The following is a 26,995-nucleotide window of genomic DNA, read 5'->3' as shown; positions in this document are numbered from 1 at the left end:
GCTTAAGTTGGAAGATTCACAAGATCGCTGTGCCGATGGAGTAGTTAAATGAAACTTAAATTTTTGACCGTAGTTATAGCATTGGCTTTCTTGTCTGGATGTACGAAAACCGTCACACAAGATAAATATGACTCGATGGAATCAAGCTATGAACAACAAATTAGCGATTTAGAGTCAAAGGTTGCATCGAAGCAGCAGTACATCGAAACGGTAAACACTTCTATTCAAGAGTTAAGTTCAGATGTAAACAGGTTTGAACACGAAGATTGGCGAGACGTTGTGCCAGATGTGTATGACAAAATCAAAGCTCTAGAAACCAATATACAAACTGAACCATAAGTGCAGAGATCAGAATAATGACTAAGATGACTGAATCAGACATCGAGCTGATGGCGATAGAAAAGCTAGAGGGAATGGGCTATAGCTATGTGTATGGTCCTGATATTGAATCCAAAGGCACCAATCCGCTACGCAGCTATAAGCAGGTCATCTTGGAAGCCAAAGTGCTTGAAGCATTGCATCGTCTCAATCCTCATTTGAATGAAGACAAGTGCGTTGAAGCATTGAAGCAAGTCACCAATCTGCACTCCCCGGATATGCTCAGCAATAATCAGGCATTCCATCGCCTACTCACTGAAGGCATTAACATTGAAGTCAGCAAGGATGGCAGCACCCAAGGTGAATATGCTTGGCTGATCGACTTCAACAACCCAACCAATAACGAATTTCTGGTCATCAATCAAGTCACCATCAAAGAAGATCGCTGGACCAGACGACCAGACCTGATCCTATATGTGAATGGCTTACCTTTGGTGGTCATTGAACTTAAGAATGCCACTGATGAGAATGCTACTGTAGATGGCGCTTACAGGCAGATTCAGACCTACCAAAGCCAAATCCCTAGTCTCTTTACCTACAATGCTTTCAACGTCATTTCTGATGGTTTAGAGGCGAAAGCAGGGACGGTTTCGGCAGACCTCAGTCGTTACATGGCGTGGAAGACGACTAATGGCCAAACCAAAGCCAAGAATACTCAGGCGCAGCTCGAAGTCCTATTACATGGTCTGCTAAATCCAGTGACATTGCTTGACATGATCAGGCACTTCATTGTGTTTGAATCCAACAAACAAGAAGATGCTAATGGCTTGATCACCATCAAGACCATCAAGAAGATGGCTGCTTACCACCAGTACTATGCAGTGAATGCAGCAGTCCTCTCAACTATTCGTGCGTCTGCAGTGAACTCGGACTCGAAGTCTGCAGAAGTTGCAATGCAACAGCAAGGTAGAAGCAAGCTGGAGCTTGTTCAGCAGCAAGCAGTAGGTGACAAAAAGGCAGGTGTTGTTTGGCACACACAAGGCTCAGGCAAGTCTCTGTCTATGGTTTTCTATACAGGCAAGATTGTATTGGCTTTGGACAATCCAACAGTGGTCGTGATCACAGACCGGAACGATCTAGATGACCAACTGTTTGCAACCTTTTCTGGATCTAGCCAATTACTACGCCAGACACCGAAGCAAGCAGAGAATAGAGAAGAACTCAAAGAGCTACTCAAGGTTGGTTCAGGTGGGGTGATCTTCACCACCATCCAGAAGTTCCAACCAGAAGATGGCGGTAGCGTTTACGAGCAGCTTTCAGATCGTACCAACATTGTGGTGATTGCAGATGAGGCACATCGTTCACAGTATGGTTTCAATGCCAAGGAAGTCGATGTCAAAGATGAGAATGGCAAGGTAGTAGGTAAGCGTACTGTTTATGGTTTTGCCAAGTACATGCGCGATGCTTTACCGAATGCCACTTACCTTGGCTTCACCGGTACACCGATTGAGAAGACTGACGTCAACACGCCTGCAGTGTTTGGTAACTATGTCGACATCTATGACATCTCTCAGGCTGTTGAGGATGGTGCTACTGTTCGGATCTTCTATGAAAGCCGACTCGCCAAGATTGCCATCAGTGAGGAAGGTAAAGAACTGATTGAAGACTTTGATGATCAGTTCACTGAAGATGACCTAAACCAAACACAAAAAGAGCGAGCGAAGTGGGCAAGAGTCGAAGGACTCATTGGCAGTAAGGAACGTGTCAAAGCCATTGCAAAAGACATCGTAGAACACTTTGAACAACGTCTGAAAGCCAATGCAAACCAAGGTAAAGGCATGATCGTCAGCATGTCTCGCAGAATTGCTGTAGACCTCTACAACGAGATTGTAGCGATCAAACCAGAATGGCATAGCGATGACTTGCACGATGGTGTAATCAAGGTGGTGATGACCTCATCTGCTTCGGATGGTGAAGAAATTGCCAAGCACCATACGACCAAGCAGCAGCGTCAAATTCTGGCTAATCGTATGAAGGACAATGATGACAAGCTGAAACTCGTGATTGTTCGTGATATGTGGCTGACTGGTTTCGATGCACCAAGCATGCACACGCTCTACATCGACAAGCCAATGAAAGGTCATAACCTCATGCAAGCCATTGCACGAGTAAACCGTGTCTATAAAGACAAGATTGGTGGTCTGGTCGTAGATTACCTCGGTATTGCATCAGATCTGAAAGAGGCTCTGTCATTCTACTCTGAGGCAGGTGGTAAGGGTGATCCTGCACTGGTTCAAGACGAAGCTGCAACCATCCTGCAAGAGAAGCTCGAAGTCCTTGATGGCATTATGCATGGCTTCAATTACCAGGAATACTTCACAGCAGATACCTCTCGTAAGCTGAACATCATTCTTGAAGCTGAGGAACACATCCTCGGTGTGGACCAGGGTGAAGGTAAGACACGATTCCTCAATGCAGTATCAGCGATGTCACAGGCATTTGCATTAGCTGTACCTCATCCAAATGCGATGGAAGCAGCGCCAGTGGTTGCATTCTTCCAGGCTGTGAAAGCACGACTGGCCAAGTTCAGTGATGGTTCAGGCAAAATCTCAGGACTGAGCAATGCTGAATTAGAAGCCAAGGTCAAACAGACCATTGACCAGGCGCTTGTGACTGAACAGGTGGTCGACATCTTTGATGCTGCAGGGATCCAAAAACCAGACATCTCCATTCTGTCTGATGAGTTCATGCAGGAGATGAAAGGCTACAAGCACAAGAACATTGCCCTTGAGACACTCAAGAAGCTCTTAGGCGATGAGATCAAGATGCGAGAACAGCGTAGTGTCACGCAAGGTAAAAAGCTCATGGAGATGCTGAGCTCTGCAATCAAGGGCTATCAGAACAAGGTACTGACTGCAGCCGAAGTGATTGATGAACTCATCAAGTTGGCTAAGGCAATCCAAGAATCAGACAAGCTCGCTGAAGAACTGAATCTGACCGAATACGAATATGCCTTCTATTCAGCAGTTGCAGACAATGACAGTGCTAGAGAGTTGATGCAGAAAGAGATCCTACGCGAACTTGCAGTTGTTCTGACTGAGTCTATTCGTAAGAATGTAACTTTGGATTGGACTATCAAAGAGGCTGCTAGAGCGAAGCTGAGAGTCATTGTGAAGCGCTTACTCAAGAAGTATGGCTACCCACCTGATATGGCTTTACTGGCGACAGAGACTGTACTTGAACAGGCAGAGCAATTGGCTGAAGAATTAGCAACGGCAGCTTAATTCATATCACTAAACAATAACTAAAATGTGTGCTTCATAGAGATCGTTTCAATTTAGCGATCTCTAAATCCATCTTGTAGTTCAATCAGAAGTATTTTCTCAAGATCAGCGTAGCTCTCGCCTACTGCAGCTTTCTTGCTAGCAATAACAGAAAACTAAAAAAAAGTGGAAGAATATTTGAAATTTAGATCAACTTTAATAAGAAAAACCTATGTATTTGTTGAGAATTGTAATTTTGAGAAAATTTAGTTGATAGATTAAATGTATTTTCATATAAAAAGATATGCTCATTTTTTATATCGATAAAAATGTTAAAATTTGACTATTTAGTAAAAAATATTGAGATTTTTATAGGGCAATTTATCATGCCCTTTTGCTTTGACCGACCAAATGTTCTGCTTGAGATAGTAAAAATTAACTCAGAACTACTAAAAATCAAAAAGATTAAACAGAGTCAGAAAGTAGTAGTACAGGCAAAGTTCAAAGTAATCTACGTCAAAATTTGGCAAAAAATCTTGCTATTGATGCAAAGGGAGCCAGGATTACGTGTGCATTCTAATTATGTTGCAATCTTACAGCTGATACATAATCTTGATGATTTTATCGAAAAATCACAGCAACACTTGTGCTTTGAAAGGAAAGCTCAGAAAGAGCTGGATGCTAAATTTTTTGCTCGATTTTTTAAGCTAACAAAGAATTCAATAAAAGATCAACTTTTACAAAATTGTTTAGATCGTAATGAATTTAGACAATGCAATGTGATAAAAAATTAAGCGAAAATGAATATGCCGAAGATTGACGCAGAAGAGCACTTTTTAGATTTAGCAGAAAAATTCCAAAAAGATTATTGTCTGTTACATGATGATGTTGTGAATACACAATTTATTGATCTATCAGATGATTTGTATAAAGAAGTCTACGCGCTATACAAATTAGCACAACAAATTTATAGCTATATATCAGGCTCCAGACAGATCGGTAAGTATTCTTTTTTGGCTGCTTTGAGTTATTTTTCATGTCCGAATATTAGTAATACTCAAGAGTTGTCGTCTGTACGTTATTTGATTTTGCAAGCGAGTTTTTTAACATATCGGCAGTATCAAGAATTTGCAAAGATTGATAAAGCTGAGAATAAGCAAAAACATGTTTGTGATCTCTTTCGCTATGTATCACGATATGTTCTGGATTCTAATCATGCTGAATTATTTCAAGAATGCAGTGAGCTACTAAATCGCTATGTCACGTACGAACGTAATTTGAAAAAAGAGGATCGTAATCAACTTTTTAATATTAAAGATTTCAAACAAGTACAAGTCATAGAGTATTTATCGGCTCTATTAATAATTTTTAAAAGACTAGATGATCGTCGTGTAGTTCATCGTCAGCGTAAGTCAAAAAAAAGCAAAGTTTTGGAATGGCCAACTAAAAATGAACTCAAAAAATTTCGTGAAATAAAATCAGGTAAGCATGAAGATATCGGACATAACGCAAAGATCAGTTTTTATGATGCCTCTCTTTACAAAGATGAAGATGGTGAAATTGAGTTATTGGACACTGAAGTAGAATTATACTCTGAAGATGAAAAAACTAAAAATTTTAATCATTTAATTAGTGATTATGCTGCGTATTACACGCGGCATCGCCAACGCCGTCATGCGCCATTTATTACAAATCCACATTATTTGGCGCCAGATATACTGAAGCAAATTGTTTATGTGCTAAGAGATGAATTATCAGGACAACCGAGGAATGCGGCGATCGCTGCTGCCTGTTTATTGTCTTTATTGACGGGATTATCACCCGTTGCACTGATGGATTTTAATGACCTTATTCAGGAGGGTACGTTGATTCAAAATGGTTCAAGTAGACGTCGCGAATATTTACTCAAATTAAATCTTAATATTACAGAGCAGAAGATTAAGAGCTTAAATGATGAGCGATGGAATGAAGTGATGACACATCAACTACATTTACCTTCTGCTTGGTTTGACTATATAGAACAAGCATCGAATCCAATAATTTCTTCAACAGACATTAATACAAAACTTAAGAATTGGCTTGATAATCGGTTTGTAGGTTCGATCACTGTTGAAAAACTGCAGGCTCAATTATATTTTCATATATATTATGAAACATATAATGAATATCTAGCTCATGTAATTGCTGGGCGGGATAGTCAGCATCACATGCCTGGTATCTATTATGGAGGGCTACCGAAAGCTCAACTCAGTAGCACATATCTAGCCTTTGTAGAAACAGCACTTACACCACATTCCTCGGAATTTACTGAAGACACGGCTGAACTAAAAATATTGCAACAACAATTCAAAGTGCAATCTGCATTATCTATCGGAAGGATAGGGAGCCAACTGGCACTTGAACCCAGTTTTGTGAAAGAGCAATTTGCTTTTTTACATAAACATTGCCAAGAAAATATTCAAAAAGATCAACATATCATTAATCAACTGAATGCATACGCATGTTGGATGTGGCATATCAGCTTGTTGAGTTTGGCAAGTCGGCCTAAAGAAAACCTGTTGGGGAATTTGGATGATTATTGTGTTGAGCTCAAGCTTTTATATGTGAATGATAAAAGAAATAGTAAAGCAAGAAAAGATGGTCGTTTTATCCCATTATCTGATTTTTTCATAAAAACACTGCAAAATTACACAGTCTTTTTAGAACAAATTATTGAAGCGTACGGTTCGTTTTTTAGACAAGTCTTTACAAAGAAAATTACTGTAAATGATCTTTTTGGCAAGGTCATTGATAGTAAAGATATCTTGCCGATAACTGTCAAAGAGTGGCAGAGCAGAAAAATTAAGTTAATCCCTTTATCTCGAAACTGGGTAAATTTATATATGGAAGGAATCTTTCCAAAGAATATGTATTCGAATTGGTTACGTCATTTTGATATGAATTTTTTGATGTATGCAGAAGAAAAAGAAGAAAAAGAAAAAAAAGAAAAAAAAGAAGAAAAAAAAGAAGAAAAAACTGCTTTAGCATTCCATTTAATACAGGCTCTTTATGGTCATGATCAACGTGACCGAGAGGCTTTTCATCCGCATTCTTCACTTATTCCGAATGTCTATGTACAGCAAGCCCGCCAGCAATTGCAAGATAATGTCAAATTTTTATCGATTAAACACTTAGAGCGAAAATAGTTGTATGCAAAAAATCAAAGAACTAATAAAACCGCAACTAGATGATCTATTTGTTGATATTCATAAATTGGTGAAAAAGTCGCTAGATAGACAGCCTTCTTCACCTGAAGTATTGACGAAAGACATGCAGCAAAAACTTGATCAGCAGATCGCTGAAAAATGGCATGACATTAAAGATAGTGTTGATTGTTTGAGTCAAAAGTTGAGCCGAGACGAACAATCAAAACTGATGCAATTAACTGAAGATGAATTTAATAAAAGAAGGAGGCAATTCAACCAGAATGTAGATAAAAAATCATACAGAATTAAGCTAAATCCACATACGAAACGGATAGTACTGCCTAGAAAAATTGAAAGTACAGAGTCACGATTAGAACAGGGGCATCTACATATTTTGGTAGTCAAGGAATTAAGGCAGTATTGGCAAGATTCATTTGAATATTGGGATGAACCGAAGTACTTATGGGGAAATTTATGCTTAAGTTTTATATATATTTCAGGCTGTGCAGATGAACAGCATTTGATTACTATTCAGAAACAATTGCAGGATGCCATTGAGCTTGGTACAGATCTGAATTGTTTTCGGTTATACCATTCTGATTATCAAAAGATCACTAATCCATTGTTACTACATTATCGTGTTGAAAACTCTCAATATGGCAACGATGTAGAACAGGGAAAGTTGTACAAATGGAAACATGTTTTTTTTAACCCATATGCGCAGTTCATTTTACAATATTTAAAAAAGTTGAAAGCCACTCAGAAAGAATTTCGTCTGCAACATTCAGTTGAAGATTGTATTTTAGAAAGCTTGAGTAAGATAGGCAGGAAAAAAAGTCTTGGGGATCTGCAATATCAAATTAAACGCCGTGGATTTCGTGCATTTAATGATGTGCAAATGGTACTCGAATTTAATCCAAACCTTAGCCTAGATATATTTTTGAGTAATGTGCTTCAGCAAGAGATTAATACTGTCGCTTTAAGGCCATCCGAATTTAGATTGCTGTGGAATAATGATTACAATCAAGTCACAGAACAAGAGAGTCGCCCTATTCATTTTGAACAAGAGCAGTTACTTCCGGAAGTTCCGACTGCTCAAAGCAAATTACAAACGATTCCGTATGAGTTGATGTTGTTTGATCAAAAGAAACGTAAAGGTCAAAAAGTTGAGCGTTTAGATAAAAAGAGGAATAAAGAAGAACGCATGCTACGTTTTTGGCAAGAAACCAGAAGGGTGTTAGAGGAGAAGATAGTTGATGCTAATACGGAGGAAAAGTCTTTAATTGATGCTCAACTACGCTTAATTCACTGGTTAATGCATTTAAAAAAACGAGGGCTTCAATTATCAACTATTGAAAGCTACTTAGGATCGTTTGGTAAAGAATTTATATTTGAGATTTGGCTCAATAAATTAGATTTAAAGCAACAATCCATTGATGATTATGAGGATTTATATCGGCAGCTATTGAAATACAGCAGTGAACGTGATGAAAAAGCAGTTCAACGAGATTCGGTGAAAGGAAAAACCTCTCGTAAGATGCACCAAAGCGCAGAATACCGTTTTGGTCGCCTAAAAGATTTTCATCAATTCTGTATAGAGAATTATGATGCTCCAGGGGTATTGGTGTTACAGAATTCAAGTTTTAAGCATTTACAAATTTGCAATGCACGGCTAGTGAGTCCTTTGCTATTTGGCAAATTATTGGAAAAACTAGAAAATTTAAGTCAAGAGCCAACGGCATCAGAGTGGGTCGATCATCTGAGTTGTTTAAAGCTGATGTATTTACTAAGTTATAGAACTGGACTTCGATTAAATGAAGTTCGTTGTCTTAAAATACAAGATATTATTTGCCCAGAGTTACTTTGTAAAGAAAAAGAAAATACAGCTTTTAATAATATCACGCTTCATATTCAGAACAATTCATATCGCCGTCTGAAAACGCAAAGTGCAAATCGTCAAATACCTTTGAAAATTGCATTGTCAGAACATGAGTTTTTAGTAGTACAACGTTACATACAACATCGTTATGAGCAATATTTGGTTAATCAGCAGGATGATCTACTTTTTAGTGTGAATCATCGTGTATTAACTGATCAATGTATCAGCAAAATTACAGTAGATTTGTTTAGTCAAATATTAGGTATGCATCATGGCTTTAGTTTTCATACATTACGCCACAGTGCTGCTAACTATCTAGCAATAACTTTGCTCGGTTCAAAAGAAATGATCAAGACCTACACAGATTGTCCTTGGGTAAAAGCAAAAAAGATGAGGGATTTATTGTTTGGTATGAAAGCACGTGCTCAAGAAGAGATTATTCAACATAAATGGCAGGTGCTCGCCTCTTGGATGGGGCATAGCAGTATTGAGCAAACGGCTTCAAATTACCTTCATGTTTTGGATTTATTAGCAGTCGATCGAATTTATAATTCGCCGTGTATCATTTCAAAAAAAGTATTAGAACAGTGTTTTAGTCCAGTGAAGTCAAGTACAGACTACATAAACCTAAATCGTTATACTCAGCAGCAGAAATGGTTTAATTCTTATCAGCAAACACAGCCAGTTACGATTGCTGGCCGACAAGAAAAGAAGTTTAGTATCGAGAAGAGTAATCTGACACCTTTTCAACGTTTGATAAGTTTTAGAGAAGGTCGTTTAAGCGAAGATACTCAAGCTCAAGAATGGATGCAACGATGTCAATGGATGAGCAATAAATGGATGGATCGCCAAAAATTTAATTTAAAAACGAATTATGTTTATAGTAAGAATTTAGAAGAGAGTTGGTTTGATGAACTTTACGAAAAGGCTAAAAAACTGACTCGTCAAGATGAAATAATTCCTCTCCTTGATTTTCATTATAAAGATGATAGGCAGCAAGATGCACTGAAAGAAAAGAACATGTTTAAGGCGCTTAAAATATTATTATTACTTGGAAAACTGCGTAAGAATTTTCTACATTTTCAATGCCGAATGAAAGGTGATGAGCAACAAATTGTTAATTTTATTACTGGTATAGAGCCAATGTTAGGAGATCATCTGTATTTAGAAAAACAAAACTACCCAGTTAATTTGGGTGCTCCTGAGCGAACCGTTAAATTTAGTTTTCAAAGAGTTGTCGGTTCTAACAAAAAAAATGTTACTCCGCTGGTTATATTTAATTTAATGTTAAAAATGATGCAAGAAGATGAACTCTGGATCAAATAGCCTAAGCATCTTAAAAAGGGGAAATTTAAAAGCTTTAGCATCACAGTTTCGTCACTGGATTTTAGACACTAGTGTAAATTGGTAAATCGCTGAGCTAAAGTGTTGTAGTCCAAACTCGATATGACAGTTACCCATTTTATAGTGTGCCTGTCAGGTTAAATTTGAGCTAAATTATTCTCAGCCCAAATCCGCTTCCAATCAAATAATGATTCAAGTGGCGTGCCGCCTCTGCTCAATCTAATTCACAGTACCTAAAACAGGTATCAACTTCGGCCCAGCCATTCTCGCTTTGCTAATGATATCCACCAGCTCATAATAAGTCAGTTCAAACTTATCATCACTATCAAAAACATAAACCATGTTCTTGCCTTCATGTTCTTGCGGAGTAGGTGGTACAAATCGTTTCGGGATTAGGAGTTGAGTAATTTGTTCGTCAGTTAATTTAAATAAGTGCATGTTTTTATCCTACTCTAGGTAAGTCAGACCATTTTGTTAAATACGATGGTGATCTAAGGTTTTGATTCATGTGCCATGAGGCTTCTTGATTGTTGGCAATGCCTAGCGTAACGAGATTCTTCCCAAACCGTTCACTGATGGCTTCAATAACATCTGAAAGTTTTTCGCGCTCTTGCTTATGCGAATAGTCCGTGAATAGATCAGGCACAAATTTGGATTTATCCTTAATTTCTAAAAGTACGATTCCTGCCTTTTTATACTTAAAACCCTTCTTAAATATCTGATCGATACCTTTCATTGCAGCCTTGGTGATAAGTAACCAGTCGTCTGTATGCTCATGCATCTGAACTACGGTGTATGGAGTGTAACGCTCAGTCTTATCAAATCGACTGGTTTGAATATAAACCCCAATCATCTTGCAGATTGAGCCATCATCACGCATTCGCTTTACTGCTCTGGCTACATAGAGTCGCACCGAAGCCTTTAGATCATCCACTTCATACACAGGGCTGCCATATGAACGGCTGCTGATAATCTGCTTTTTGGCTACTGCATCATCAGTCAGGTCGATACAAGACAAACCCTGTAACTCAAGTACTGTCTTTTCCATGACGATGCTGAATTGCTTTTTAATTTCTTTAGGATTGGCGTTAATCAGATCTAGAACAGACTGGATGCCCATAGCATTGAGTTTCTTGCAGTTCTGCCTGCCGACTCCCCAAACATCAGATACATCGACTTGCGCCAGTAAAGTCTCAGCAGAGCACTGGTCCATATGAACTAAATTACACACGCCACCAAAATACTTGTTCTTCTTGGCTAAATGATTGGCAATCTTGGCTTCAGTTTTAGAGCGACCGATTCCAATACAGCAGGGTAGGCCTAACCATTGGAATGCTTTAGTTCTCATATCTTGCGCATATTCTGTCAGGTCAAATAAGTGCTCATACGTTGTGAGCTTTAGGAAGCATTCGTCAATTGAATAGACTTCTTGCTCTCCAGGTGCAACATAACTCCCGAGAAGCTCCATAAAGCGTCTGGACATTTCACCATACAGAGAGAAATTACTCGAGAGAACCTGAATGTTATGTTGTTTGATCAAATCCTGAATCTGAAATACAGGAACCCCCATCTTTATACCTAAGTCTTTTGCTTCTTGGCTTCTTGCCACGGCACAGCCATCGTTGTTGCTGAGCACAATGGTTGGGCAATCATTTAGGGCAGGGTTAAACACACGTTCACACGAGACGTAGCAATTATTCACGTCAACTAACGCAAATATCTCATTTTCACTTTTCATTTTTATTCTTCTTTTTATGAACGGTGATGAATACGTTTTAAATTAAAAGTCACTACACCCCAAATAGATATTGTCTGACTGTCGTTGGGAATGATGTGATTGTATCTAGGATTCTCAGCTTTTAACCAAAGGTCTGGAAGAGGGTAGTCTTCATCTCCGAAAATCTCTTTGATTTCAGACTTAGACATCTTGCTTGTAATCATTAACCGCTTAATTGTCGAAGCACTATTATCAATTAATGCAATTACGATATCGTAGTGCTTTGCTTCTATACTGCGATCAACAATGATCGGATCATTAATCTCAAAACCTGCATCAAGCATCGATTCACTGTCTACGTAAGCGATAAATGTAGAAATAGGGTTATGAATAAGGAATTCATTCAGATCGAGTGCTTTATCTTGTTCATCCTTGATACTAAATGCAGGACCAGCAGGAATGCGCTCTAAAGAGACTGGAATTGAGACTTTGGATTTGGGTAGTACTGCGGTTAACCCTAATTTCTCAACAAGTTCATTTTGAACAGCGATTTGCTCTAGAACTGTATTGATGGTAGGGCTTGGCTTACCCTCTGGACCCATGAGCTCTTGCAAAGATGACCATGCGTCATCAGAGAAGTAGATAGGCAACTTCTTAGACATGTGATACTCCTACGCTACAGTGGCGTGTTTGGAAGTAGAATTTGTCTAAATATGATATTACTAACAGGGATTAAAATTCAAATTTAAAAAGTTGTGGATAAACAAGGAGAAGTCAAAATAAGTCGTTTTGTTTCTGCTCATCGCGTGGAAAAGTGAACCGTACCGGGTTTGTCGGAGACTAACTTTCTTGAGAGAATGTCCCAATGACAAAACCAAAATATACTCCTGAAATCAGAGACAGAGCGGTTCAATTATTGATTGAATCCGAAAAAGATTATCCTTCTACTTGGGCTGCAATCACAGCAATTGCACCTAAAATTGGTTGTACCCCTGAAACACTACGTTCCTGGCATCAAAAATATTTGGATCAACAAAATCCAGTTTAAGTACAGCAGCTTTCAGATCAAGAACGTATTAAACAGCTCGAACGTGAAAATAAAGAGCTGCAACGTGCCAATGAAATTCTACGCAAAGCAGCCGCTTTTTTCGCCCAGGCGGAGCTCGACCGCCCACACAAATAATGATGGATTTTATCCATAATAATAAAGAGCCGTACGGAGTCGAGGCGATTTGTAGGATTTTACCTATCGCACCTTCAACTTATTACCGGACTCTAGATCTCTGCGATGAGAAGCATTGCTTCGCAAGGGAACATCGAGCGAAACGAGATCTACATGATCAACATCATGCTGAACAGATTAAACGTATTTGGAAAGAAAGTTCAGGTCGTTATGGTGTGCGCAAAGTCTGGCAAAAACTAAGACACGAAGGCTATGTTATTGCACGTTGTACAGTTGCTCGATTGATGCAACAGCTAGGTATACAAGGTGTTTGGCGTGGTAAGAATAAACAAACAACGCGTAGCCGAGATGATCAAAAATCAGCAGATGATTTAGTAAAACGCAATTTTAAAGCTGATCATCCTGATCACTTGTGGGTGGCCGACTTCACGTATATTCAAACCAATTCAGGCTGGGTCTATACCGCATTTATTATTGATGTGTTCTCACGAGCAATTGTTGGATGGAAAGTATCAACACGGATGAATACCGACATGGTGCTCGCTGCACTTGAGCAGGCATTGCATGATCGAGGAATGCCAAATAACGTGATTCATCATAGTGACAGAGGCGTACAGTATCTTTCAATTCGCTATACCAACCGTTTAGAAGCAGCGAATTTACGAGCATCAGTCGGCACTACGGGGGATTCATACGATAATGCATTGGCTGAAACAGTGAATGGGTTGTACAAAACAGAGGTGATTGAATATTTAAAAGCAGATTGGCGTGGTTTGGGTGATATACAACTTGCCACATTAAATTTGGTAGATTGGTTCAATAAAGAACGTATACATAGTTCACTAGGTTATGTATCACCTTTTGATTTTGAAGCGATGTACTATGATAAAATTAACCCGTTAGGTCAGGTGGCCTAACTTAAACAAAAAGTCTCCGACAAACCCGGTACGGTTCATTTTATATACTCTAGGACTTACGCACTATCATTTATAGATTCTCTGGGCTTTGTTGCACAAAGATTTGAAAGGCAAAGTACCCCTAATTGAGCCAAATTTCCTGATCCACCTCTCTTTTAGAAAAACGTATCTGCCGATACATTAAACCGCTCAGACAATGCCTTAATATGACGAATATTCAGTTGGCGTTTACCACTTAAAATCTCAGAAATCACTGATGGTGTTGCAACCTCTGTTAAGTCAGACTGACCTAAACCATGTTGCTCCATCAAAAAAGCCAAAGCAGCACGACCGTCCCCTTTAGGCATAGGAAGATGCTCATTTTCATAATCAGAAACCAAATCACCAAGCTGATGAGTAAGCCCCATTAAAGGATGGGACTCGTCATCACCAACAGTATCTAAAAGTTCATCTAAAGCTTCAACAAGTGTATGAAAGTCGTCTTCATTTTCTGGCTTGCTGAGCAATGGTGCAACGCAGTGCCAGTGGTCTACGGCCTGTTTAATCATCGCGTTCATACTAACCTTCCTTCCAATGACCTTTGTCATATTCTTTATGGTACAAGACATCACGGATATACACACGTTTTGCTTGATACATCACGACTGCAATAAGTCGGATCTTGTTCCCGCCAATATCGAATACATGGAACTTTCCAACTTTATCGACCTCTGGAAAGAGATGTTTCATCTCAGCAAAATCTTTCGGATCGTTTGCCTTTATGGTTCGATACCAACCATCTAATGCCGTTTCAGCCTGTGGCCACTTTTGCATTGCTTCTATAATTCGAGTGTGGGTGATCACATGCATAACATTTTATCGCATTTTGCAATATTGAATGGCTAGGATGAATAAAGCGCCACACGGAGCTTTATTCATTATCAAAATGCACTTAATCTGATGATCTTAAAAAATAAACCTTTTAGCATTTCATGCGCAATAAGGCTGATACCATTAGTACAACAAAAATGAGTTCCACTCTAGTTAACATCTTAGTTCCATTTACTTTTCACTTAATTTATATAGCCGTTAAGTCGCAGCATCAATGACATAACATGACATGGAAAATAATCAAAAAAGATAGAATCTAGATTTTTGTTACATTTACTATCCGCATACTTTAACAGCAGCTTTGAGTGTTTCACTTAACCTTTAAATTTTTTTTAAAATTAAATATATTTACATATACGTTCTAAAATTTGATAGAATTTATTAAAACTTTAGATTCTAAGTGTAAATAATGAGAAGCGCTAATATTCGACGTGATGGCTACTTAAAATTTCTGAATACATGGCAAGACCGTGATGTCATTAAAGTACTTTCAGGTGTGCGTCGCTCTGGAAAATCCACCTTATTGGCGATGTTTCAACAAGACCTAAAAGCACAGGGTGTACAAGCCGAAAACATCATTGCCATCAACTTCGAATTTATGGAATTTGAAGAACTCACCGATTACCGTAAACTACATGATTATGTATTGTCCAAAGTTGATAAAAGTAAAAAAAACTATGTTTTTTTAGATGAAATACAACATGTTACAAATTTTGAGAAAGTAGTCGACTCTTTATATGTTCGGGATTATATCGATTTATATATTACAGGCTCAAATGCATTCTTTCTAAGTGGAGAACTTGCGACTTTACTTACAGGACGCTATATCGAGCAACATGTTCTACCTCTGTCATTCCAAGAATTTAAACAGTGGCATATTGAAAATAATCCGATCATCCAACAATTATCCAATCGTGATTTGTATGCCATGTATACGCGCAGTAGTTTCCCTTATACGCTTGCCATGACTAGCCAGCAGGAAACTTATGATTACTTGCAAGCGGTCTATGCCAGTGTAATGTTTAAAGATGTTATTCCCCGTTTGAATACTGCCGATATTAACTCTCTCGAGCGTGTCGCAAGATATTTGGCAAGCGTGACAGGCTCACCTATTTCTATCAATAAAATTAAAAATACCTTTGTTTCAAGTGGGGTTAAAATTTCATTTGAAACAGTAAAACGCTATATTCAGGGCTTACAGGACAGTTTGTTATTTTATAGTGCCGCACAATTTAAAGTACGCGGGCGTGAGTTATTACAATCCTCTGAAAAATACTATTTAGTTGATGTCGGATTGCGCCGGATTATGTTGCCTGATGCTAATGCTGATCAAGGTCATATCTTAGAAAATGTGATTTATCTTGAGCTTGTCAGACGAGGTTATACCGTCTATGTAGGGCGTGTTGATGAATATGAAATTGATTTTGTTGCTGTCGATACTTTACAGAATTTAACTTATTATCAAGTGGCATTAGAAACGCTCAATGAAGAGACACTCAGCCGAGAGTTACGTCCATTACAGAAAATTTCTGATTCGTATCCCAAATATTTACTTACCTTAGACACGATAGGGACTGAAGCAAATTATAATGGTATTGTAAAAATGAGTGCTCTCGATTGGTTGCTATCTGAAAATAAGTAAAGTTGAGGATAGACATGGATACTCTTATTTATTAAGGCTCTAGACTAGCAGAATAGATATGTTAGTCTAGAATCATGATAGAAAACAGTAAATTAAGTCACTATAAGATTTAAAAAATTATTCAGTGCTTTTGCATTGATATTCCTGCTTCTAAAACAGCCTTATTGCTTAACTTGAACCGTAATACCATCAACTATTGGTACATGCTTTTTAGAAAAGCAATCTACGATCATCAAACAGATTTAAGAGCAAAGTTTGTAGGTTCTATTGAAATTGATGAGAGCTATTTTAGGGCAAAAAGACAACGTGGTTTTCATGGGAAGTTGAAGCGAGGTCGAGGTACTTTAAAACAACCTGTATTTGGAATATTTGAAAGGAATGGTCGAGTTTATACAGAAATAGTCCCTGATTGTAAAAAGACTACATTACAAAAAGTTATCTTAGGTAAAGTTGCACTTGAAAGTGTAATTTATAGTGATGGTTGGCGTGGATACAATGGTTTGGTAGATGTTGGTTACTCAAAGCATTTTAGAGTAAATCATGGAGTGAATGAATTTGCTAGAGGACAATGTCATATAAATGGAATAGAATCATTCTGGAGCTTTTGTAAAAGAAGGCCAGCAAAGTTCAACGGTATATCAAAAGAGTATTTTGATTATCATCTTAAAGAAACAGAATGGCGTTGGATGAGGGAGCCTAATGAGCTAGCAACAGAGTTGTGGGACCTCATTAGGTAAAACTAAGTGCAAATCTGCTAGTCTAGAGCCTTGCAAATAAGGCATCGAATAAGACGTGGTTTTAGAAGAAGTTGTAATTTCTCCAAAAAGCTTGAAAACCATTTTAAAGCCTTCGACTTAACCTTCTTTTACATCAATAATGGCTTCATTTAATGTCAGCATACTTTTTAAAACACCACCGGATTTTTTTCTACTCTTTTTTTATATCTAACTCAGGTTAGTGTAATTAGCTGCTTATTTATCTCATCTTACATATTAAGTAGAGATGGGACTTAAGATGGTTACTAAAATAAAAATACTAATAACAATAAATATATAAAACAGTGTATTACAATTTTATATGATGCGTAGCCTACGCATCATATATAAAGCTTTCTATTTTGATATAATTGATACAATCAACCCCTTATTAGGTTTCATTTAAATTCCATGAGTCTTACTGAAATTAAAGTTCGCCAAGCTCATTGCAAGGAAAAAACCTGTTTTTTATCTGATGAAGATGGGCTTAGCCTGAAGATTGAACCGAGTGGAAGAAAATCTTGGTGCTATCGCTATACAAATCCACAAACTAAAAAACGTCGACGCATTCAGTTAGGTCTTTATCCTGATTTATCACTGAAAAAGGCACGACAAGTCAGAGATGACTTTAAAGACAATAATTTCTGTTTTGAACATGATACTGCCTCTAATGTCATCACCTTTGGTAAGGTCGGGGAGGAGTGGTTACAGTTCAAACTGAAGAATGCTTTCAACGATCTACCCCGCTGTGGTGTACTACAGTTAGCAGAAAGATGCTTACAGCAAGATATTTATCCAGACCTTCAGGATTTACCTTTTCAAAACATCAAGCGTTATGACCTGGTTTCAGTAATCAAAAAAATAGAGGGACGCCAAGTAAAAGAACCTGTCAAGAAAGCTTGTAGTTATTTGAACCAAATTTATGACTACGCTGTAGCGATGGGTTATTGTGAATTCAACATCGCGCATGGTTTAAATAAAATCGCCATTAACAGTAAAATCAAGAAGAATTATCCGTATTTGAAAGCGGAGGATATATCTGATTTTAAGTATAAATTACAAAAATTGGATGCCCATCCGATTATTAAAAAAGCACTGATGTTTAAATTATATACTGGAGTGCGAGGGGCTGAATTGTTATTGTCTGAGCCTCATCATTTTGATTTAAATGAAAAAATATGGAAAATACCTGCCTTGCATATTAAACAGTTTCGACGAAAAGTCATATTAGGCCATGAGATTCCAGATTTTTTAGTTCCACTTTCAAATCAGGCTTTAGAGATTTTGAAAGACGTCATGCAGTGGTCATACGGTGAAAAATACCTTTTTGCTAGCCCTCGCAAACACAATCAACCGATTCATTTTAATACTCTAAATATGGCCATACGTAAGATGGGGTATGGCAAACATCAACTATCTTCTCATGGATTACGTTCAACTTTTAGTACCATTTTGAATGACTCAGGTTTGTTCCAAGATAATTGGATTGAGGCACAACTTTCACATATTGATAAGAACCGTACCCGTGCCAGCTATAATCACGCTGACTATTTAGCTCAACGGACTGAAATGATGCAGTGGTGGGGTGATTATTTAAGTACTAGTAAGTGAAAATCGTACTTTTAAACATAAAACATGATGGGATGTCAAATGGATAGTAAACAATATACTTACCGTGTTAAATGGTCAGCAGAAGATAATGGGTATGTTGGATTGTGTGCTGAGTTTCAGAGGTGGTCCCACATGTTTGAACAACTAAAAGCTTATTTATAAGTGATATTCTGCTCTAGTTAAGCTACCTTATTTTGTTGTGGTAGCTGGTCATAGTAAAACTCATCTGGGGTCATTTTGTCCAGACTCGAATGAGGCCGTTTCAAATTATAAAATTCAAAATATGCACTCAATTGCTTTTTCGCATCTGTGACACTGCTATAAGCTTTGAGATACACCTCTTCATATTTAACGCTCCGCCATAATCGTTCAACCATCACATTATCTACCCATCGACCTTTACCATCCATACTGATTTGAATGCCATTTGATTTCAATACATCAATAAATGCATCACTGGTAAACTGGCTGCCTTGGTCTGTATTAAATATTTCAGGTCGACCATATTTTTCAATCGCTTCATTTAAAGCCGAAATACAAAAATCCACCTCCATACTAATCGATACCCTATGCGCAAGTACCTTGCGGCTATGCCAATCAATCACAGCACATAAATAAACAAAACCTTTTGCCATAGGGATATACGTTATATCCGTAGACCACACTTGATTACTGCGCTGAATAGCCAATCCTTTGAGCAGATATGGATATTTACGGTGAGCTTGATTAGCCTGGCTTAAATTTGGTTTGCAATATAACGCCTGAATACCCATTTTCTTCATTAAAGTACGTGTATGACGTCGTCCTATATGATGTCCTTGACGATTCAACAAATCACGCATCATACGACTGCCTGCAAAAGGATATTGCATATGTAATTCATCAATACATCGCATCAGCTTCAGATCTGATGCACTCACAGGTTTTGGGCGATAATAATAACAACCACGGGAGACTTTCAGCAGCTTAGCTTGTTTAGATACTGAAATCTGAAGTGAGTCGTCGATTAACTTTTGTGGTTGAAGCGGCCCAGTTTCTTCAACACACCTTCTAAAAAATCAATTTCTAATGCCTGCTCACCGATTTTTGCATGTAGTTTTTTTAGATCGATGGGTGGTTCTGTTGGAGCTTTTGATTGATCGAAAGCTTGCGAGGAAGCTGAGATCAATTGATTTTTCCAGTCAATAATTTGGTTTTGATGAACATCAAATTCAGCACTCAATTCAGCAAGTGTTTTTTCTGCTTTAATCGCAGCAAGTGCTACCTTAGCTTTAAAATCATTTGAATGATTTCTTCTTGGTCTACGTGCCATAAAATACTCCTTATATCGATGTTTATAACATCATTTGGGGAGCAAAATATCACTTATAGCTGTTGTTCAAATTTCCTGATCCACCTCTTTCCATCATTGTCTTGGCATGATGCGGATCAGTCTAAAGCATTCTCAGCAATAGAGGAGCTCGGTGCTGATGTTGTCGCTGATATGATTAGCAATAATGAAAAAGTTCCTACACCACTCTTTGGAAAAATATAGTAGGCTGTTTAATGTCCTTGTTCTCAGTGGTTCAACAAAAACTAGCCCTCGAAGCTGCAGATCTAAGTGTGGGCATGAACAAGAATTTATGCTTCATATATTCTGTAAATCGTATGAATTTGAATTAATAGGTATTTTAAAGAAAGTTTTCTTTGATTTAGTGTTTTTATATAAAAAAATAAGGGGCTGTAGTAGATTAGCAGAAGTGCTACTCTATGAAAATGAAGATAAATCGTTGTAAATTAGATAAAAATACCCAAAGAAAGCTTGTCGAGTTCTTTGTTGCTGAGGTAACAGCTAGAACTGCGGCCAATTTGCTGGATATTCAGCCTAATACTGCGGCACTATTTTATAGAAAAATACGTGAAATAATCATGTACCACCTTGACCAAACTGCCGATGATATTTTTGAGGGAGAGGTTGAGTTAGATGAAAGCTACTTTGGTGGCACTCGTAAGGGAAAGCGTGGGCGTGGTGCTGGTGGAAAAGTGGCTGTATTTGGTATACTAAAGCGCGGTGGTATGGTTTATGTCAAGGTTGTCCCTGATACCAAGTCTGATACATTAATGCCTGTTATTACACGTAAAGTAGCGCCTGATAGTGTGGTTTATACTGATAGCTATCGAAGCTACAATGTGCTTGATGTTAATTGTTTTTATCATGAGCGAATTAACCATTCTAAAGATTTTGCAAAAGGTCGAAATCATATTAATGGTGTAGAAAATTTCTGGAATCAAGCTAAACGCATCCTAAGGAAGTACAATGGGATTGACCGAAATGCCTTTCCATTGTTTATTAAAGAATGTGAGTTTAGATTTAACTATGGGAGTCCAAAACAACAGCTCGAAATACTGTTGGATTGGACGGGTATTTGACCTTATCTACTACAGCCCCAAAAATAATTTTTAAAAACAACTTAGGCTAATTGATAAACACTATCTGGAAAGATTAAAAGAAAATATTTTTTAATTTCTGCTAATTCATTTAAGTTAGGTTCCCTTTCAAGCAGTTGAAATGTCCAAATAAGTACAGCCTGATGATTATCATAGCAAGAATTGACTCCAAGAAAATTAGCCATTCCATAACCCCTATCGATGTTCATTTCTTTAATTAGTTGATTTCCCAAGTCACGAGCTTGCTGGCTGATCCATAACTCATTTGGCAACATGGCGGTCATCTCCACAAAATAATCTAATGCAGCTTCAATCCTTATATTTAAAAAGTTATAATTTAGTTGAAATAGATAAATTATGCTTTCTATAAGTTGTAATAGTCTGCTGTAGGTTAATTTTAGCAGAGTATTACTCAGTCAACAACTTAAAATAACTTTTAGTAGGTTATTTTTTTGTAAATGAATTGATATATGATTACTTGTAAGTTATCCAGCCTCATGGGCGATCGAAGAATTTTAAAATTAAGTGATGTGGTACATGCGACAGGCATCAATCGTAATACGCTGACAAGTATGTATTATGACCGTGCTATACGTATCGAATTGCCAGTCGCTGATAAGTTATGTAAATACTTTAACTGTACGATGAATGATTTGTTTGAGTTTAAGGACGAAGTTGAAGAAAAAGATTAACCAATACTTCTTTTGATAAGTTTTTTCTACAGGTCTAATAATGAATTTTATAAAATTTCATCGAAAACAGAGATCTACTTTATTATTTATATAAAAGAATCAAACGAATGATAGAAGCGCAGATTCAAATCCCAAGTGCGACACATTTGTAGTTAGTTGAAAAAGTTAGGTGTATTCGTAGAATCATTGGACTTTTTCAACTCGCAATTGGAAAGCACACAATGAAGAAATAAACCCAACTTTCTCAAGATGAAAGATACGAAATTTATGCTACTTTGAAAAGTAAAAGTTCAATCGCTACCCTTGCTTGGGAGTTAGGACGTTCACGATCAACCATCTACCGTGAATTAAAAAGAAATACTGGGCAACGTGGATATAGAGCTCAACAGGCAGCTAAATTTGCAAGTCAAAGACGGTACCGTCCTTCATCATCAATGACAGCATTTGCCTTCGCTTATATTAATTATTTGATTGGTTTGGACTGGTCACCCGAACAAATTTCAGGTGCTTTAACACAACGCGGTTGGCTGGATGTACCTTCACATGAGTGGATTTACCAGTACATTTATCAAGATAAATCAAAAGGCGGTAAACTTCATCTACATTTAAGGCATCAGAAGAAATATCGAAAACGCGGTTACAAAAACACGGATCGTAGGGGTCAAATCATTGATAAAACAAGTATTCACTGCCGAGACCAGGACATTGATCAACGACAACGTTTAGGAGATTTCGAAGGTAACACGGTGATTGGTAAACATCATAAAGGTGCTTTATTGACTCTCGTTGATCGAAAGAGCCTGTATGTACATATTGTTCATTTAGGGCCAACAAGAGCATCCTCTCAAACGATTACTTGTGCATTAGATCGTTTACAAATGAGCCATGCTTATAGTGTGACATTTGATAATGGCAAAGAATTTTCCGAACACAAAAGAATTACTGATGCTGGCATAGAGACGTATTTTGCTGATCCTTACAAGTCTATTCAGCGAGCTAGAAATGAAAATACGAATGGTTTAATCCGTGGATATCTGCCAAAATCATCATCGTTTGATGGCGTGTCAAACGAACAAATAGAGCAGATAGAATTTGCACTCAACCATCGTCCTAGAAAAACACTAGGTTGGTATACACCGAGTGAAGTTATGGCTGGTTTTTATACTGTTGCACTTGCCGCTTGAATCCGCCATTTACAGAATTAGGCCGACCTTATACCCAAGTTGTCACTTAAATTTGAGGCGCCTAGGAGAGCTTTGCCTTTAAAGGCTTTATGCAACAAAGCTGTTTGATAACTATTTTTTTGAAATTTTTATTTTTCTTAGATTGGCCTCGTTAATGAACTCATTTTTCAGTACTAAGATTTTAAGCAACATAGAATATATAGCATTTGACACTTCGGACAAAATGTCGAACTTTGTAATCAATGTCTAATTAAGAATTAGAAAAAAATGCTAAAAAATATTTATATTATTGTTTTTATTAAATAAAAATTATTGGCACACAGTTTGCTATCTACATGACATAACCAATTGATCAACCTAAAAGGTGAAACCTATGTCAGATGTAATCGAGCAAGCTAAAACTGTAAAAACTCATCTTAAACCGATTGACCGTGATGGCTTAATGGCCTTTGCTGAAAAAGGCCGTAATAACCCACAGAGCATGGGCGGAAATAAGGTACATACCATCATGCAAGGCATGTATCGAAGCTTAAGTTATGTAGGAAACCATCAACCTGTTGTGGTGGATGAGCCTTTACATTTATTTGGTGAAGATACCGCACCAGCACCAGGTGAAATTGTGCTTTCTGGTTTGGGGGGGTGTTTAGCTGTTGGTATTACAGCTGTAGCGACATGGAAACGTATCCCATTAAGCAAGCTAGAAATTTTCTTAGAAGCAGATATTGGTAATCCTGCTGCTTGGGGTGCAGGTGGTGCATTAAAAGCGCCTGAAGAAATGGGCTTCCAAGCGATTCGAGTCAAAGTGTTAATTGAGGGGGATGCAACACGTGAAGAATTGGATGAAATTGTGAAACATGCCAATTTCTACTCACCAGTTGCCAATTCTATGCGTAATCCTATCGCATTTAGTATCAGTTTAATGGGTGAATAAATAGAATTTATCTAAGCCTTTATTTTCACTTTTTATAAAATTTTAGGAAAAAATGATGATTACAAATCGAAATCAGGTCACAGAACAAATTATCTCAGCCAAAGTCATGAAAGGTTTAAAGTGGTCTGACGTTGCAGAGCAACTTGGCTTATCAAAAGAGTGGGTGACATCAGGTTGTCTAGGCCAAATGGCTTTTGATAAAGCACAAGCTGAAAAATTGGGCGAAATATTTGATCTGTCTGATGAAGCGGTGGCATGGCTACAAATTGTCCCTTACAAAGGGTCATTACCTACAGCTGTTCCAACCGATCCACTGATTTACCGTTGGTATGAAGTAGTTAGTGTTTACGGTTCAACCATTAAAGAACTAATTCATGAAGAATTTGGTGACGGGATCATGAGTGCGATTGATTTTAGTATGGATATCCAGCGTGAAAGCAATCCAAATGGTGACCGTGTCAATGTCGTCCTCTCAGGCAAATTCTTGCCATATAAGAGTTACTAATTCTGTTACGACTAAAGGCTCATGCATGAGCCTTTAGATATTTTCTATCACAACGTTAATTTTTGGGAGAAAATCTCATGGGATTATCCATTTGGCATATTTTGGTCTTGCTGATTGTACTGATTTTGGTGTTTGGTACTTCACGTATTAAAACTCTTGGTCGTGATTTAGGTACTGCAATGAAAGATTTTCGGCACAGTATCAATGATGATTCCGCCATGATCGGCAATTCTCAGGATGACTTAAAGCAGAATCACAAAACAACTCAAGTTGCACAGGACAAGTAGTCAGTGCAATGGAGAACATGATGTGCTGATTTAAGGAGGGATAGCTATGCTTAATGTAAGCATCACAGAATTCATTGTGTTTGTCATTCTAGCAATTTTAATTCTGGGTCCAGAAAAGCTACCATTTGTTTTGGTAAAAGCGCGTTCTTTTTATAAAAAGACAAAGTATGTTTTTGACAGCAATATTTATGCTTTAGAAGCACAAATCGAAAAATATTGTAGTCCTATAGAATTGTCTCGAAAGCAATATATCTACCTTGACCCAATTGCTTTTTCCCCTTACCACAGTCTGTTCATTCAGCAGCTATTTCGGATCCGTTCGAATCAATTATGCACTATTGGCTTAATCCATCAATTACATAGTCATGCATTGCAGCAGGAAATTTGGACAGCGAAAATACAACAAAATTTGCAGCATAACGCTTCAAAGCAGCACTTGCAGGAGGTAGCTTAAATGAAAAAATCATATGTACTTGCTGAACCTGATACTGCAATTTTACCAATAACAGGACACATTCGTGCTTTAAGAAAATGTTTGATTCAAATGCTTGGTTTTGTAATGTTGTTGGTGCTTGGATTATTACCTTTTCACAAAACTATATATGAGTGGATTTCCCAACCCCTAATTGAACAATTACCTAATCAAAGTCAGATGATTGCAACCACGGTTACAGGAACATTTGTTGCGCCGCTTCAACTCATTTTATTTGTCAGTGTATTAATCAGCTTGCCAATATTGGTGTATTGCCTGTGGAACTTTATTAAACCGGGCCTTAAACATATTGAACGGAGACTGGTATTGCCGTTATTTTTATGTGCGATTGGTTTATTTTATCTAGGGGCGAGCGGGGCATATTATTTTGTTTTACCGACAGCACTCCATTTTTTTATGAGTATTAGTCCTGATAGTGTATTACCAATGACGGATATTCAAAGCTATCTTCAATTTTGTTTGAGTTTATTTTTTATCTTTGGAATGATCTTTGAAATTCCGATTTTAATTTTTTTACTTTCTATCAATCAAATCGTATCAGTCCATGTCTGGAAGCAACAACGTCGCTTGGTTATTGTGGGCTGTTTTTTTGTAGCAATGTTTATTACACCACCCGATGCACTGAGCATGATTATGCTTGCGGTTCCTATGTATTTGCTCTTTGAAATTGGTTTAGCAGTTTCACAGTTATATTTAAATACAAAACGTATAGAGATCAATTAAACATACACTTTAGAGTTAGTTAGAATTTCAGTTTAGTTGCCATCAAAGTAGAATTCAAATCATCTCTTAATCCAGTTAGTCTGTAGTTGTATAATGCTTCTTTGTGCTCATTAAATGAGCATAATTGTTGTTTTTTCAAAATTTTAGTTGATAAGAATCTCCAGTTGGTACAGGTTTTGCTGAAGCAATCCCTAAATATTAATATGGAATTAGAAGGGATACGTTTAACATGAGCAATAACGTTAACGAAGTGACCCAGCTCAATACGGAAACAGCCTATTGGCGTACCCAGGAAATGTTGCTTTTACAACAAGTGACATCTTTGGCCAGTAAGCAACTAAATACCCAAATTGTATTTAGAGAAATCCTTCATCTTATGTCTGAATTATTGGGACTAAATCGTGGTCGTATTATCTTATTAGAAGACAATAAAAAATTTGGTAGCATTAAATATGCCTATGGTTTAACGCGTCAAGAAGTTGAACGTGGTCGCTATGCGCTAGGTGAGGGGATCACAGGTAGTGTTTTAGAGATGGGACAAACCATTATTGTTCAAAACATCGATGAGGATCATAATTTTTTAGCGCGTAGTGTTAAGCGTGAAAATCTGCCTCAGGAAATAGTCTCTTTTTATGCTTTGCCTATTCAGGTGGATTCTAAAACTGTGGGGGTCTTGGCTTGTCATCGTATTCGGTTGAGAAGGCGGATGATGAATGATGATTTAACGATCTTAAAAATCTTGACCACTATGATTAGCCAGATTTTGTATATGTATCAGCATATTGAAGACAAAACCAGTGCGTTGGCATTACAAAATGATTGGTTAAAAAAAATGTTCCATTCGGACAGTACACGTTATGGTATTGTTGGAAAATCCCCCCAAGTTCTCAAAGCTATCACCACGATCGAACAGGTTTCACAAGCCAATGCGAGCGTTCTCTTATTGGGGGAATCTGGTACTGGCAAAGAGTTATTCGCACGTGCGCTACATCTGGCAAGTCCACGCCGAGAAGAACCGTTCATCAAAGTTAACTGTGCTGCAATTCCTGAGAACTTATTTGAATCTGAA

Annotated in this window: 23 protein-coding genes, 4 pseudogenes and 1 other annotated feature; of the genes and pseudogenes, 20 read left to right on the top strand and 7 right to left on the bottom strand. The window is 37.6% G+C overall.

Features of this window, described 5'->3' with window-relative positions; all coding sequences use genetic code 11:
- Positions 1 to 48 precede the first annotated feature (48 nt).
- The 5 genes from F972_RS00285 (at position 49) to F972_RS00265 (ending at position 9,971) form a co-directional block, all read left to right on the top strand.
- Positions 49 to 339, top strand: coding sequence for a hypothetical protein (locus tag F972_RS00285; RefSeq protein ID WP_004762887.1), 291 nt, complete (start codon positions 49 to 51; stop codon positions 337 to 339).
- Positions 340 to 356: 17 nt separating this feature from the next.
- Positions 357 to 3,602 carry a type I restriction endonuclease subunit R gene (locus F972_RS00280; protein WP_004762885.1) on the top strand — a complete coding sequence of 1,082 codons (3,246 nt, stop codon included), beginning with the start codon at positions 357 to 359 and terminating at the stop codon, positions 3,600 to 3,602.
- A gap of 308 nt (positions 3,603 to 3,910) precedes the next feature.
- Positions 3,911 to 4,375, top strand: a complete 465-nt coding sequence (locus F972_RS00275) for a hypothetical protein (RefSeq protein WP_004762884.1) — start codon at positions 3,911 to 3,913, stop codon at positions 4,373 to 4,375.
- A 12-nt stretch (positions 4,376 to 4,387) separates the two neighbouring features.
- The gene (locus tag F972_RS00270) at positions 4,388 to 6,766 is read left to right on the top strand and encodes a hypothetical protein (RefSeq protein ID WP_004762883.1); all 2,379 of its coding nucleotides are present in this window, start codon (positions 4,388 to 4,390) and stop codon (positions 6,764 to 6,766) included.
- A 4-nt stretch (positions 6,767 to 6,770) separates the two neighbouring features.
- Positions 6,771 to 9,971: a site-specific integrase gene (locus F972_RS00265; protein WP_004762882.1), complete on the top strand. Its 3,201-nt coding sequence runs from the start codon at positions 6,771 to 6,773 to the stop codon at positions 9,969 to 9,971.
- Positions 9,972 to 10,208: 237 nt separating this feature from the next.
- Here F972_RS00265 and F972_RS00260 read toward each other — a convergent pair whose 3' ends face one another.
- The 3 genes from F972_RS00260 to F972_RS00250 are packed head-to-tail and all read right to left on the bottom strand — an operon-like array spanning position 10,209 to position 12,368.
- A complete protein-coding gene (locus F972_RS00260; protein ID WP_000550046.1) occupies positions 10,209 to 10,427 on the bottom strand; it encodes a hypothetical protein in 219 nt (72 codons plus the stop codon).
- A 4-nt stretch (positions 10,428 to 10,431) separates the two neighbouring features.
- Positions 10,432 to 11,727: a Y-family DNA polymerase gene (locus F972_RS00255; protein WP_000834353.1), complete on the bottom strand. Its 1,296-nt coding sequence runs from the start codon at positions 11,725 to 11,727 to the stop codon at positions 10,432 to 10,434.
- Between the two features lie 14 nt (positions 11,728 to 11,741).
- Positions 11,742 to 12,368: a LexA family protein gene (locus F972_RS00250; protein WP_004637145.1), complete on the bottom strand. Its 627-nt coding sequence runs from the start codon at positions 12,366 to 12,368 to the stop codon at positions 11,742 to 11,744.
- 203 nt (positions 12,369 to 12,571) lie between these two features.
- Here F972_RS00250 and F972_RS00240 point away from each other — a divergent pair.
- A pseudogene (locus F972_RS00240) lies at positions 12,572 to 13,806 on the top strand (IS3 family transposase).
- Positions 12,847 to 12,963: a sequence feature (AL1L pseudoknot), on the top strand. Its footprint overlaps the pseudogene before it by 117 nt.
- Before the next feature lie 155 nt (positions 13,807 to 13,961).
- Here the strand turns inward: F972_RS00240 and F972_RS00235 are convergent.
- Both F972_RS00235 and F972_RS00230 read right to left on the bottom strand, forming a co-directional pair.
- Positions 13,962 to 14,363, bottom strand: a complete 402-nt coding sequence (locus F972_RS00235) for a helix-turn-helix domain-containing protein (RefSeq protein ID WP_000993197.1) — start codon at positions 14,361 to 14,363, stop codon at positions 13,962 to 13,964.
- Between the two features lies 1 nt (position 14,364).
- The gene (locus F972_RS00230; RefSeq protein WP_000558186.1) at positions 14,365 to 14,655 is read right to left on the bottom strand and encodes a type II toxin-antitoxin system HigB family toxin; all 291 of its coding nucleotides are present in this window, start codon (positions 14,653 to 14,655) and stop codon (positions 14,365 to 14,367) included.
- 430 nt (positions 14,656 to 15,085) lie between these two features.
- Here F972_RS00230 and F972_RS00225 point away from each other — a divergent pair, with 430 nt between their 5' ends.
- The 4 genes and pseudogenes from F972_RS00225 to F972_RS00215 all read left to right on the top strand — a co-directional run bounded on the left by F972_RS00225 (position 15,086) and on the right by F972_RS00215 (position 18,684).
- Complete coding sequence (locus F972_RS00225; RefSeq protein WP_001255534.1) at positions 15,086 to 16,318, top strand: ATP-binding protein; 1,233 nt, start codon at positions 15,086 to 15,088, stop codon at positions 16,316 to 16,318.
- Between the two features lie 116 nt (positions 16,319 to 16,434).
- Positions 16,435 to 17,055: an IS1595 family transposase gene (locus F972_RS00220; protein WP_155756554.1), complete on the top strand. Its 621-nt coding sequence runs from the start codon at positions 16,435 to 16,437 to the stop codon at positions 17,053 to 17,055.
- A gap of 33 nt (positions 17,056 to 17,088) precedes the next feature.
- Positions 17,089 to 17,208: pseudogene (locus F972_RS15655) on the top strand (IS1 family transposase); the annotation flags it as partial.
- Between the two features lie 276 nt (positions 17,209 to 17,484).
- Positions 17,485 to 18,684, top strand: coding sequence for a tyrosine-type recombinase/integrase (locus F972_RS00215; protein WP_004762878.1), 1,200 nt, complete (start codon positions 17,485 to 17,487; stop codon positions 18,682 to 18,684).
- A gap of 179 nt (positions 18,685 to 18,863) precedes the next feature.
- Here the strand turns inward: F972_RS00215 and F972_RS14815 are convergent.
- Positions 18,864 to 19,996 (bottom strand): IS3-like element ISAba14 family transposase gene (locus F972_RS14815; protein WP_228127220.1). Its coding sequence is split into 2 segments (ribosomal slippage): positions 18,864 to 19,744 and positions 19,744 to 19,996, totalling 1,134 coding nucleotides; the frame shifts between segments, so codons are not numbered across the junction.
- Positions 19,997 to 20,083: 87 nt separating this feature from the next.
- On the opposite strand from F972_RS14815, the pseudogene F972_RS16120 reads away from it, so the two are divergent.
- Positions 20,084 to 20,218, top strand: a pseudogene (locus F972_RS16120) (antitoxin HicB); the annotation flags it as partial.
- Positions 20,219 to 20,433: 215 nt separating this feature from the next.
- Positions 20,434 to 21,093: an IS1595-like element ISAba36 family transposase gene (locus F972_RS00195; protein WP_000782406.1), complete on the top strand. Its 660-nt coding sequence runs from the start codon at positions 20,434 to 20,436 to the stop codon at positions 21,091 to 21,093.
- Positions 21,094 to 21,134: 41 nt separating this feature from the next.
- Here F972_RS00195 and F972_RS00190 read toward each other — a convergent pair whose 3' ends face one another.
- Positions 21,135 to 21,386 carry a hypothetical protein gene (locus F972_RS00190; protein ID WP_004762875.1) on the bottom strand — a complete coding sequence of 84 codons (252 nt, stop codon included), beginning with the start codon at positions 21,384 to 21,386 and terminating at the stop codon, positions 21,135 to 21,137.
- 195 nt (positions 21,387 to 21,581) lie between these two features.
- Between F972_RS00190 and F972_RS00185 the strand changes: the two genes are divergently transcribed.
- From F972_RS00185 to F972_RS00150, 8 genes and pseudogenes are all read left to right on the top strand, one after another.
- The gene (locus F972_RS00185) at positions 21,582 to 21,803 is read left to right on the top strand and encodes a helix-turn-helix domain-containing protein (protein ID WP_004762874.1); all 222 of its coding nucleotides are present in this window, start codon (positions 21,582 to 21,584) and stop codon (positions 21,801 to 21,803) included.
- Positions 21,804 to 22,036: 233 nt separating this feature from the next.
- A pseudogene (locus tag F972_RS00180) lies at positions 22,037 to 22,987 on the top strand (IS30 family transposase); the annotation flags it as partial.
- Between the two features lie 373 nt (positions 22,988 to 23,360).
- Positions 23,361 to 23,918, top strand: coding sequence for an OsmC family protein (locus tag F972_RS00175; protein WP_004762872.1), 558 nt, complete (start codon positions 23,361 to 23,363; stop codon positions 23,916 to 23,918).
- Between the two features lie 55 nt (positions 23,919 to 23,973).
- A complete protein-coding gene (cynS, locus tag F972_RS00170) occupies positions 23,974 to 24,423 on the top strand; it encodes a cyanase (protein ID WP_004762871.1) in 450 nt (149 codons plus the stop codon).
- Positions 24,424 to 24,500: 77 nt separating this feature from the next.
- Complete coding sequence (tatA, locus tag F972_RS00165) at positions 24,501 to 24,710, top strand: twin-arginine translocase TatA/TatE family subunit (RefSeq protein WP_004762869.1); 210 nt, start codon at positions 24,501 to 24,503, stop codon at positions 24,708 to 24,710.
- Positions 24,711 to 24,786: 76 nt separating this feature from the next.
- Positions 24,787 to 25,164 (top strand): hypothetical protein, encoded by a 378-nt coding sequence (locus F972_RS00160; RefSeq protein WP_228127540.1) that lies wholly within the window; start codon positions 24,787 to 24,789, stop codon positions 25,162 to 25,164.
- Positions 25,165 to 25,926: a twin-arginine translocase subunit TatC gene (tatC, locus tag F972_RS00155; protein WP_004762866.1), complete on the top strand. Its 762-nt coding sequence runs from the start codon at positions 25,165 to 25,167 to the stop codon at positions 25,924 to 25,926. It abuts the gene before it with no gap.
- A gap of 229 nt (positions 25,927 to 26,155) precedes the next feature.
- Positions 26,156 to 26,995: sigma 54-interacting transcriptional regulator (locus tag F972_RS00150; RefSeq protein ID WP_004762864.1), on the top strand; the 840-nt coding region annotated here is incomplete at its 3' end.

Origin of the sequence: Acinetobacter sp. CIP 102529 (genome assembly GCF_000368325.1) — a bacterium.
In the GTDB taxonomy this organism is placed as follows: domain Bacteria; phylum Pseudomonadota; class Gammaproteobacteria; order Pseudomonadales; family Moraxellaceae; genus Acinetobacter; species Acinetobacter parvus.
Note: the sequence above shows the minus strand (reverse complement) of the source record. Positions and strands in the feature narration are given on the sequence as shown.